This window comes from Inquilinus limosus DSM 16000, from assembly GCF_000423185.1.
Lineage (GTDB): Bacteria > Pseudomonadota > Alphaproteobacteria > DSM-16000 > Inquilinaceae > Inquilinus > Inquilinus limosus.
In genome coordinates this window covers 191,917-202,586 of record NZ_AUHM01000009.1, presented here as the reverse complement: position 1 = coordinate 202,586, position 10,670 = coordinate 191,917, and the positions used below count along the sequence as shown (strand labels likewise).

The window sequence follows — 10,670 nt, the reverse complement described above, 5'->3', positions numbered from 1 at the left end:
GGATCGCCGATGCCGAACCCAGGTGATTTCGATGGATGAATTGCCGATCGCCGCTGCCGCCGCCACGCCCGAAGCCGTCGCCGCCGCGGATACCGCCGCCCGCCGCTGGCGCTTCGAGGAGGAGGGGGCCGCCCCAGCCGGCTCCGACCGCCACAAGCGGATGCTCAGCCGGGTGATGCGCGAGACCTTCAACCCCTACAAGCCGGCGGTGATCCCCTGGCCGGTGCTGGACCCGGAGGCGCGGCAGCGCCTGATCACCCTGCCGATCTGGGACACGGCGGTGCAGACCGAGGGCCGGGCCAAGATGCGCATCCGCAGCTTCGCCCGCACCGTGCAGGATCCGGCGGTGCGCGAGGCGGTGGAGCTGATGGCCTTCGAGGAGGGCCGGCACAAGGAGGTGCTGTCCCATCTCGTCGCCTTCTACGGCATCGCGCTGAAGCCCGAGCCGGAATACGTCGAGCCGAAGGACCCGGAGCGGGCCTTCATGACCACCGGCATCAGCGAATGCGTCGACAGCTTCTTCGCCTTCGGCCTGTTCGAGCTGGCGCGCCGCTCCGGCTACTTTCCCGAGGCGTTGGTGGAGACCTTCGAGCCGGTGATCCAGGAGGAGGCGCGGCACATCCTGTTCTTCGTCAACTGGCTCGCCTGGCATCGCCGCGCCATGCCCTGGTGGCGGCGGCCCTATTTCTTCCTGAAGACCCTGTCGGTCTGGGCCTTCGTGGTCCGCGAGCGGATCGGCCTCGCCCGCGACATGAGCACGAGCCAGGAGAACGACGTCAACTTCACCGTCAAGGGCGCCCGGTCCATGGCCAGCGAAGAGGTCGATCCGGCCGAGCTGATGGACATCTGCCTGGCCGAGAACGATCGGCGCCTCGCCGGCTACGACCCGCGGCTGCTGCGGCCCAGGACGGTGCCCCGCGCGATCCGCCTGGCGCGCCTGTTCATCCGGCCGAAACGGAAGGGCTGACCGCGATCAGTGCGGCTTTCCGCCCTCGCCGAGCAGGCGGCGATACAAGGTGCTGCGGTGAATGCCGAGCCGGCGCGCCGCGCGCGAGACGTTGCCGCCGCTGGCCTCCAGGGCGGCCCGCATCGCGCTTCGGGTGATGGCGTCGAGATGTTCCCCGTCCGGCGCGGATGCCGGCGGCGGCGCCCGCACGTCCGGCGGCAGCGCGTCGATGTCGATCGGACAGCCCGGTTCCGCCAGCGCCAGCAGCGCCCGCAGCGTGCCGGTGAGCTGACGGAAATTGCCCGGCCAGTCATAGCCCGCCAGCCGCTCCTCGCAGGCGGGCGTCAGGGCCACGCCCGCATCCGGCCCGCCGAGCTCGCGCCACAGGCTGCGGACGATTCCGGCCCGGTCCGGCAGCTGCCGCAGCGGTGGAAGCTCCACCGTGTACTGTGCGATCCGGAAATACAGGTCCTGTCGGAAGCCGCCGGCCTCGACCAGCCGCGGCAGCGGCCGGTGGGTGGCGCAGATCAAGGCGAAATCGACCGGCACCGGCGCACCGCCGCCGAGCGGCATGACGGCGCGGTCCTGCAGCACCCGCAGCAGCCGGGCCTGCAGCGGCAGCGGCATGTCGCCGATCTCGTCGAGGAACAGCACGCCGCCATCGGCCTCCCGCAGCAGCCCCTTGGCGCCGCGGCGCCGGGCCCCGGTGAAGGCGCCTTCCTCATAGCCGAACAGCTCGGCCTCGATCAGCCCTTCCGGCAGCGCGGCGCAGTTCACGGCGACGAACGGGGCGGCGGCGCGCGCGCCGGCGGCGTGGACGGCGCGGGCGAACACCTCCTTGCCGGTGCCGGTCTCGCCCTGCAGCAGCACCGGGATCTGCGCGTCGAGAAGGCGGACGGCGCGGCCGAGCGACGCCGTCGTCGCGGCGTCGAAGATCGGCGTCGGAATCCGCGGCGTCAGCGAAGGGGCCGGGCGTGGCCGCGGCGCCGGGGCGGGGAGGGAAGCGGCCGGCCGGCGCTCGCCGCGCAGCAGCGCCCCGGCCTGCGTCCGCAGATAGCCGGCGCTGGCCTGCCGGGCGAAGCCGGTCTCGAAGATCTCCTCGAAGCGGCGCGCGCCCAGCGCCGACCAGTCGAGGCCGAGCTGCTCCAGCCCATAGCGGTTGGCGGCGACGAGGCGGCGGTCGGCGAAGGCCAGGATGCCCTCCCGCGCGGTGCCCAGCAGCGCCGGGTCGCGATGGATGCGGATCACCTCATGGTCCTGGAAGCCCTGGTCGAACAGCCGGTGCTCGATCTGGTCGACCGCGAGCCGGACCAGCCCCAGCGCATGGCGGTGGTCGCCCGCCGCATGGCCGGACAGGTCGAGCGCCCCGATCAGCCGGCCCTGCGGATCCAGGATCGGCATCGCGGCGCAGCTCAGGATCCGGTGCATCTCGAAGAAGTGCTCGGCGCCGTGGACGGCGATCGGTCGGCGTTCGATCAGCGCCGTGCCGATCGCATTGGTGCCGGTGGCGTCCTCGCGCCAGGGCACGCCCGGCCGCAGCGCCACCCGCGCCGCCTGCTCGGCGAAATCGGCACTGCCGACCGTGTCGATCACGAGGCCGTCGGCATCGGTCAGGATGACGATGCTGTCGGTGGCCTGGGCATCGGCGTGCAGCGCTTCGATCTCGGGCCGACAGATCCGCCGCAGCGCCTCGCACCGTTCCCGCAGCTCGCGCATCGCCCGGCCGGCGATCGGCTCGACCCGCGGCCGTGCCCGCATCTCCAGCCCCAGCGTGGCGCAGCGCTCCCAGGACCGCAGGATCGGGGGCGGGACCATGTCGCCTGGCGGAACGCCGCCGTCGATGAAATGACGGCGGGCGGTCAGGACCGTCTGCGCAGTCGCCATGGTCTCCTCCCAAAGTGTCGCAATCTGCGACACCTGTCGCTGTTCTGTCGCATGATCATACACCCGCATGGGCCGGGCACGGAGGCAGTCCGACGACGGGAGCCTGCCGGCGGGCCGACATTTCCGTTCTTTCAAAGGCTTATCAGCCGCGCCGCCGAAGCTGGCATGCGCGATGCAGGGAGAAGGGTCATCCAACACAAGGGAGGACCCCATGAACAAGATCGGACCCCTGGCCCGGGAGGCGCACTCGCCCTTCAAGGCCCGGTACGGCAACTTCATCGGCGGCCGCTGGGTCGAGCCGGTCGAGGGCCGCTATTTCGACAATCTCTCGCCGATCAACGGCCGGCCGATCTGCGAGGTGCCCCGGTCGACCGCGGCGGATATCGAGCTGGCGCTCGACGCCGCCCATGCCGCGAAGAAGGCCTGGGGCCGCACCCCGCCGGCGGAGCGCGCCCGCATCCTGAACGCCGTCGCCGACCGGATGGAGGCCAATCTCGAGACCCTGGCCCAGGCGGAGACCTGGGACAACGGCAAGCCGATCCGCGAGACACGGGCCGCCGACATCCCGCTGGCGATCGACCATTTCCGTTACTTCGCGGGCTGCATCCGGGCGCAGGAGGGGTCGATCGGCGAGATCGACCACGACACCGTCGCCTATCATTTCCACGAGCCGCTCGGCGTCGTCGGCCAGATCATCCCGTGGAACTTCCCGATCCTGATGGCGGCGTGGAAGCTGGCCCCGGCGCTGGCGGCCGGCAACTGCGTCGTGCTGAAGCCGGCCGAGCAGACCCCCGCCGGCATCCTGGTCTGGGCCGAGCTGGTGGCCGACCTGCTGCCGGCCGGCGTGCTGAACATCGTCAACGGCTTCGGCCTCGAGGCCGGCAAGCCGCTGGCCTCCAGCCCCCGCATCGCCAAGATCGCCTTCACCGGCGAGACCACGACCGGCCGGCTGATCATGCAATACGCCAGCCAGAACCTGATCCCGGTGACGCTGGAGCTCGGCGGCAAGTCGCCGAACATCTTCTTCGCCGATGTCTGCGCCGAGGATGACGACTTCCTCGACAAGGCGGTCGAGGGCTTCGTCATGTTTGCGCTGAACCAGGGCGAGGTCTGCACCTGCCCCAGCCGGGCGCTGATCCAGGAGTCGGTCTATGACCGCTTCATGGAGAAGGCGCTGGCCCGGGTCGCGGCGATCCGGCAGGGCGACCCGCTCGACCCGCAGACCATGATCGGCGCCCAGGCCTCGGGCGAGCAGCTGGAGAAGATCCTCAGCTACATCGACATCGGCCGGCAGGAGGGGGCCGAGGTTCTGGCCGGTGGCAGCCGCGCCATCCTCAGCGGCGACCTGGCCGGCGGCTATTACGTCAAGCCGACGGTGTTCCGCGGCCACAACGGGATGCGGATCTTCCAGGAGGAGATCTTCGGCCCGGTGGTCTCGGTCACGACCTTCAGGACCGAGGAGGAGGCATTGGCGATCGCCAACGACACGCTGTACGGCCTCGGCGCCGGGGTCTGGACCCGCGACGGCAGCCGCGCCTACCGCTTCGGCCGGACGATCCAGGCGGGCCGGGTGTGGACCAACTGCTACCACGCCTATCCGGCCCATGCGGCCTTCGGCGGCTACAAGCAGTCCGGCATCGGGCGCGAGACGCACCGGATGATGCTGGACCACTACCAGCAGACCAAGAACCTGCTGGTCAGCTACAGCCCGAAGGCCCTGGGCTTCTTCTGATGATGCAACCGGTGCCCCGGTTTGCCGGGGCACCGTCTCGCCGGAACCCGCAATGACCCACGATCCCGTGCCGCGCGTGCTCGCCACGCCGGCGGCGCTCGAGCTGATCGGCCAGCTGCGCGAGGCGCACGGCCCGGTCCTGTTCCACCAGTCCGGCGGCTGCTGCGACGGCTCCTCGCCGATGTGCTTTCCGGCCGGCGAGTTCCTGGTCGGCGATGCCGACGTGCTGCTGGGCGAGATCGGCGGCGCCTCGTTCTACATCAGCCGGCCGCAATTCGAGTACTGGCGCCACACCCAGCTGATCATCGACGTGGTTCCCGGGCGGGGCGGCATGTTCTCGCTGGAGAACGGCCGCGACGTCCGGTTCCTGACCCGGTCCCGGCTGTTCACCGATGCCGAGCTGGCGGCGCTTCCCGGGCTATGACCGTCGGCCCGGGCTCGGCCAGCGGCGCCTCCGGATGCAGCTTCTCGACCTCCAGCTCCATCCGGGCGCGGAGCAGCCGGTAGCCGAACTGGCGCAGCACGTCGGCCAGGGCGGCGCGCAGCTGGACGTCGCCCAGCGTCAGCGTCTCCGGCGAAGAGGCCGGGGCGGGGAGGGCGGGGCTCATGCCGCCCTCAGCCGCGCCGGATCTCGGCTGCGGCCCGCGCCAGGATCTCGACGATCCGGGTCTCGACCTCGGGGTCGGCGCCGGCCTGCAGCCGCTGCTCCGCCGCCTCGCGCAGATTGTCGAGGGCCGCGATCACCAGCGACGGCATCCGGCTCGACCGCTCGCGTTCGCGCTCGCCGCCCATCATCTTGTTGACCCAGGCCATCTTCTCGCCGGCCGCGGCCAGCCGGCCCAGCACGGCGTCGACGATGCCGCGATTGGCGTCGAGATAGGCGCGGCCCTCGTCGGTGATCCGGTACAGCTTCTTGCTGCCCTCGGCCTCGACCGTGACGTAGCCGGCCTCCTCGAGATAGGTCAGGGTCGGGTAGACCGTGCCGGGGCTTGGGCTGTACCAGCCGCCGGTCTTCTCCTCCAGCAGCTTGATGATCTCGTAGCCGTGGCGCGGCTGCTCCTCGATCAGGGCCAGCGCCAGGAGGCGCAGGTCGCCCTGGGCCAGCATCCGGCCGGCACGCATCAGGTCGCCGCCGCCGAAGCCCCCGAAGCCGCGGCCGCCAAAGCCGCCGCCGAACCCATGGCCCCACCGGCCGCCCCGGCCGCGGCCCATGGCCCACATGTCGTCGCCGCCGCATTCGCCGCGGTGGCCGCGATGATGACGTCCGAACATCGGACTCGCTCCGTTTGGTTAACGATATATCTTAAGATACGTCATCCAGCGATCGGTTTCAAGATATATCGTAAGATGTGTCGAAACGGCCAGGGCGCCGCCGCCGTTCGAAGACTTACATGCCGCTCGATAAGCTTCACCTGAGTGGAAGACCATTGCGCCTTCGAGTTAGTTAGGTTAACTAACTCGCATTGAGCGAAGCCGTGGGAGGCATGGTGGCAAGCGATATCGTTGTCGGCGTCGATATCGGGGGTACCAAGACGCAGCTGGTCGTGGCGCGGGACGGCATCACCCTGGCCGACCGGATCGGCATGACCGGGGGCTGGCGTCGCCATCTCCCCGAGGAGGATGCGGCGGCGCTTGTCGCCATGGTCCGCGACGCGGCGCGCGGCGCCGAACCGGCCGCCATCGTGGTCGGCGCGCATGGCTGCGACAGCACCGATCAATGCCGGGCGTTCCAGGATCTGATCGCGGTCCGGACGGGCGGCGCGGTCCTCGTCCTCAACGATTCCGAGCTGCTGCTGCCGGCGGCCGGCCGAGCCATGGGAATCTCCGTCATCGCCGGCACCGGTTCGATCGCCGTCGCCCGTCTGCCCGACGGCACCATGCTGACGGCCGGGGGCTGGGGCTGGTTCCTCGGCGACGAAGGCAGCGCCAGCGGCCTGGTGCGGGACGCCGCCCGGGCGGTGCGGGACGCGCTGGACCGAGGCCAGCCCCTGGACCCGTTGGCGCAGGCGCTGCTCGGGATCCTCGACATCGACGACCCGGTGCGGCTCGGCAAGACCTTGGCGGCCGAGGGCAGCGCCGCCGGGATCGGCCGTCATGCTCCCGCCCTGTTCGCCGCCGCCGAGGGCGGGTCGGAGCTCGCCCGGAGCGTCATCGAGGCCGGCGGCCGGTCCCTGGCGCTCCTGGTCCGGCGGCTGGTGAATCGCGGGGCGAAAGGCGGCTGCGTGGTCGCCGGCGGCGGCGTCATCACGCGCCAGCCGCGGCTGATGCGGGCCTTCGAGGCGGCGGTGGCCGAGCAGGTGCCCGGCTGGACCGTGACGCTCCTGACCACCCCACCGGCTTTCGGGGCGATTCGCCTGGCCGAAGCCCTGATCCGAGGCGATCTCCCGCCGCAGCTGCCGCGGCCGGGGATGACGGCGGCCGTCCTGCCCGACAGCGATCGGAGGATGCGATGACAGCGACTGACGCGGCGCCCGTCGGGCGCATGCCGAGTCCCTCGGGGCTGCGGATCATCCCGGCGCGATACTGGGGCCAGCGGCTCGGCGCCACCCTGCTGATGGCCGTCGTGCTGGGCTTCGCCGCCCTGGTCGCCAGCAGCCGGAACGTGCAGTGGGACGCGATCGGGACCTATCTGTTCGACCCGACGATCCTGGACGGCATCCAGCTGACCCTGGTGTTCACCGTCCTCGCCATGGCGATCAGCATCCTGGCCGGGATCGTGCTGGCGATGATGCGGCTGGCGTCGAACCCGATCCTGTCCGGCTTCGCCGCCTTCTACATCTGGTTCTTCCGCGGCACGCCGCTGCTGGTGCAGATCATCTTCTGGTTCAACATCCAGCTGTTCATCCCGGCCGTCGACATCGGGCCGCTGCATGTCGAGACCAACACGCTGATCTCGGCCTTCACGGCGGCCCTCCTGGCGCTCAGCCTGAACGAATCCGCCTATGTGGCGGAGATCGTCCGCGGCGGCCTCCTGGCCGTCGACAAGGGGCAGACCGAGGCGGCGACGGCGCTCGGCTACACCCCGTTTCAGACACTGACCCGGATCGTTCTGCCGCAGGCGCTGCGCGTCATCATCCCGCCGATCGGCAACCAAACCATCTCGATGCTGAAGACCACCTCGCTGGTCTCGGTGGTGGCAGCGCAGGACCTGCTGACGCGGGTCCAGAACATCTACGCCAAGAACTTCCTGATCATCGAGCTGCTGATCGTTGCCAGCATCTGGTACCTGGTGCTGACCACGGCCGCCTCCCTCGGCCAGGCCTGGATCGAGCGGCGCCTCGCCCGCAGCGACCGCGGACCGTCGAAGGCTCGCCGGATCCTCGGCGCGGCGGGGAGGCAGGGCTGATGGGCGCCGTCGGACAGGAGGCGGCGCGGCCGATGGTCGAGGCGATCGGCGTTCGCAAGGCCTTCGACAACCTGCATGTGCTGTCGGGCATCGACCTGACCATCCGGAAGGGCGAGGTCGCCTGCATGCTGGGCCCGTCGGGCAGCGGCAAGTCGACCTTCCTGCGCTGCATCAACCATCTGGAGAAGGTCAGCGGCGGCGAGATCCTGGTCGATGGTGAGCTGATCGGCTACCGCCGCCACGGCGATCGCCTGTACGAGCTGAAGGCCGCCGAGCTGGCCCGCCAGCGCCGCGACATCGGTATGGTGTTCCAGCGCTTCAACCTGTTCCCGCATCTCGACGTGCTGGAGAACATCGTCCAGGCGCCGGTGCTGATCCGCGGCGAGCCGCGCCAGGACGTCGTCGCCCGCGCCCGGGCGCTGCTGGAGATGGTCGATCTCAGCGATAAGGCTCAGGCCTATCCGCAGCAATTGTCGGGTGGCCAGCAGCAGCGTGTGGCGATCGCCCGGGCGCTGGCCATGCGTCCGAAGCTGATGCTGTTCGACGAGCCGACCTCGGCCCTCGACCCGGAACTGGTCGGCGAGGTGCTGGCGGTGATGAAGCGCCTGGCCGCCGAGGGCATGACGATGCTGGTCGTCACCCATGAGCTGGGCTTCGCCCGCGAGGTCGCGGACCGGGTGATCTTCATGGACCAGGGCGTGGTGGTGGAGGAGGGGACGGCCGCCGAGGTGCTGGACCGCCCGCGGCACCAGCGCGCCCAGGCCTTCCTGCGGCGGGTCCGCTGACCGTCGCCGGGAGACGAACCGTGCAACGCAAACAGGGAGTGAGACAATGATGAGCAGACTCTTCGTTCTGGCCGCCGCCGCAATCCTCGGCGCCGACGCGGCCCAGGCGGCCGAGGTCGACCCCGCGCTACGGGCGATGCTGCCGGAATCGATCCGCCAGTCGGGCGAGATCCGGGTCGGCACCGACCCGCAGCAGCCGCCCTACGACTTCTACGACGCCGACAACACGACGCTGATCGGGCTGGAGCAGGACCTGGCCGCCGAGATGGCGGCGCGGCTGGGGGTGAAGTTCACCTTCTCCCCCGCCCAGTTCGCCAGCATCATCCCGGCGATCCAGGCCGGTCGCTTCGACCTCGGCATGTCGGCCTTCGGCGATTTCGTCGAACGCGAGAAGATCCTCGACATCATCGACTACACGCTCGAGGGCACCGGGCTGATCGTGCTCGAGGGCAACCCGCACAACATCAAGAAAATCAGCGACATCTGCGGCCTGCGCGCCGGCGCGGTGCAGGGCTCGATCCCGCTGCAGCTGCTCGACAAGCAGAAGGAGCTGTGCCCGGCCGACAAGCCGCTGGAGGTGCTGCAGTTCCCGTCGAACGACCAGGCCAAGGTGGCGATGCGCAGCGGGCGCCTCGACGTCTCGCTCGATACGGTCGGGGTGGCCGCCTACACGCTGGCCCATCAGCCGCAGACCGGCAAGAAGCTGGAACTGGTGGAAACCGCCAAATACGCCGTGGGCTACCAGGGCATCCTGGTCGGCAAGAACAACCCGGAGCTGCGCGACGCGATCAAGGCCACGCTGCAGAAGATGATCGACGACGGCACCTACGGGAAGATCTTCGAGAAGTGGGGCCTCAGCCAGAACGCCGTCTCGACCATCACCGTCAACGATGCGGCCCGCTGGGCCGATTACATGAAGCTCGACTGAGCTGCCTTTCCCCGACTGCAACGGACCAGACCCATGACAGACAGAGTCAGTTACCGCGATGGCATCGCCCTGCAGCCGAAGGCGCTGGAGGCGAGCCGGCAGGCCGTGGCCGGGACGCTGGAGCGGGCGGATCTGGCGCCGTTGCGGCGGGGAACTGTCGCCCTGGTCGGCATCGGCGCCAGCCTCTACGCGGCCGAGGCCGGTGCCGCGGCGATGCGCGGCCAGGGCATCCGGGCCTTCGCGCTGCCCGGCACCGACCTCTACGACCCGGCGATCGACGCGGCCGACGCCTATGTCGCGATCTCCGCTTCCGGACGCAGCGTCGAGCCCGCTCAGGCGATCCGGGTCCGGCCGCAGGCCGCGACCTTCGGCATCGCCAATGCGGCCGCGACGCCGCTGGGCGAGATCGCGCGGACCATGATCGCGACGGCGAGCGGCCCAGACAGCGGCCCGAACACCACCAGCTATATCTGCGCGCTGCAGGCGATCGGCCTGCTGGCGGACCGGGCCGGCCGTTCCTCGGGTGCCGATTGGGCGGCGCTGCCGGCGACGGCCGAGGAGGTGCTCGCCGCCGTGACCGAGCCGGTGGCGAAGGCGTCGGCGCTGCTGGCTGGCCGCATCGCCATCGACTGCGTCGGCGCCGGCATCGCCTTCGGCACCGCCGGCTACGCCGCGCTTCTGATCCGCGAGGCCGTGCGCGTCGCGGCGCAAGGCTGGGACACGCTGAACTTCCTGCACGGTCCGATGGAGCCGAACGACCCTCGCAGCGGCGTAATCCTGTTCGGTGACGGGCGGGAGGTGAAGCTGGCGCAGGATCTCGCGGGCTTCGGGATCCCGTCGGTCCTGGTCACCGCACGGCGCGACGTGGCCGAGGCGAAGAACCTGGTGGTGATCCCGGTGCCCGGGACTGGGCTGCCGGGCGCGATCCTGCAGGCCATCCCGGCGCAACTGCTGATCGCCGACCTCGCCGAAGCGGCCGGCCTGCCGGAATGCAACTTCCGTTACCGGCAGACCGACACCAAGCTGCCCCTGAAGGCAGCCTGACCCGG

The 10,670-nt window shown here is 70.4% G+C and carries 11 protein-coding genes; 8 read left to right on the top strand and 3 right to left on the bottom strand.

Features of this window, described 5'->3' with window-relative positions; genetic code table 11:
* Positions 1-31: 31 nt before the first annotated feature.
* A complete protein-coding gene (locus G537_RS0111970; protein ID WP_051248333.1) occupies positions 32-967 on the top strand; it encodes an aminomethyltransferase in 936 nt (311 codons plus the stop codon).
* A gap of 6 nt (positions 968-973) precedes the next feature.
* Here G537_RS0111970 and G537_RS0111965 read toward each other — a convergent pair whose 3' ends face one another.
* Entirely contained in the window at positions 974-2,830 is a 1,857-nt protein-coding gene (locus G537_RS0111965; RefSeq protein ID WP_026870319.1) for a sigma-54-dependent Fis family transcriptional regulator, read from the bottom strand.
* Positions 2,831-3,041: 211 nt separating this feature from the next.
* Here G537_RS0111965 and adh point away from each other — a divergent pair, with 211 nt between their 5' ends.
* Together adh and G537_RS0111955 are read left to right on the top strand one after the other, a co-directional pair.
* Positions 3,042-4,562, top strand: a complete 1,521-nt coding sequence (adh, locus tag G537_RS0111960) for an aldehyde dehydrogenase (RefSeq protein WP_026870318.1) — start codon at positions 3,042-3,044, stop codon at positions 4,560-4,562.
* A gap of 52 nt (positions 4,563-4,614) precedes the next feature.
* Entirely contained in the window at positions 4,615-4,986 is a 372-nt protein-coding gene (locus G537_RS0111955) for a DUF779 domain-containing protein (RefSeq protein WP_026870317.1), read from the top strand.
* On the opposite strand, the gene G537_RS0111950 is transcribed toward G537_RS0111955, so the two are convergent.
* The gene (locus G537_RS0111950) at positions 4,949-5,170 is read right to left on the bottom strand and encodes a hypothetical protein (protein WP_026870316.1); all 222 of its coding nucleotides are present in this window, start codon (positions 5,168-5,170) and stop codon (positions 4,949-4,951) included. The genes G537_RS0111955 and G537_RS0111950 overlap by 38 nt on opposite strands.
* Before the next feature lie 7 nt (positions 5,171-5,177).
* A complete protein-coding gene (locus tag G537_RS0111945) occupies positions 5,178-5,834 on the bottom strand; it encodes a PadR family transcriptional regulator (RefSeq protein ID WP_034851433.1) in 657 nt (218 codons plus the stop codon).
* A gap of 212 nt (positions 5,835-6,046) precedes the next feature.
* Between G537_RS0111945 and G537_RS0111940 the strand changes: the two genes are divergently transcribed.
* Genes G537_RS0111940 through G537_RS0111920 form a run of 5 tightly spaced genes read left to right on the top strand, consistent with a single transcriptional unit; the run spans position 6,047 to position 10,665 of the window.
* On the top strand, positions 6,047-7,015 hold the full coding sequence (locus G537_RS0111940) for an N-acetylglucosamine kinase (RefSeq protein WP_211230362.1): 969 nt from the start codon (positions 6,047-6,049) through the stop codon (positions 7,013-7,015).
* Complete coding sequence (locus G537_RS37605; RefSeq protein WP_034851431.1) at positions 7,012-7,908, top strand: amino acid ABC transporter permease; 897 nt, start codon at positions 7,012-7,014, stop codon at positions 7,906-7,908. Before G537_RS0111940 ends, G537_RS37605 begins: the two co-directional genes overlap by 4 nt.
* Complete coding sequence (locus G537_RS0111930) at positions 7,908-8,693, top strand: amino acid ABC transporter ATP-binding protein (protein ID WP_026870313.1); 786 nt, start codon at positions 7,908-7,910, stop codon at positions 8,691-8,693. The genes G537_RS37605 and G537_RS0111930 overlap by 1 nt, the downstream gene beginning before the upstream one ends.
* Positions 8,694-8,739: 46 nt before the next feature.
* Complete coding sequence (locus G537_RS0111925) at positions 8,740-9,621, top strand: ABC transporter substrate-binding protein (RefSeq protein ID WP_026870312.1); 882 nt, start codon at positions 8,740-8,742, stop codon at positions 9,619-9,621.
* Positions 9,622-9,654: 33 nt separating this feature from the next.
* Positions 9,655-10,665 (top strand): SIS domain-containing protein, encoded by a 1,011-nt coding sequence (locus G537_RS0111920; RefSeq protein ID WP_026870311.1) that lies wholly within the window; start codon positions 9,655-9,657, stop codon positions 10,663-10,665.
* The last annotated feature ends 5 nt before the right edge of the window (positions 10,666-10,670 follow it).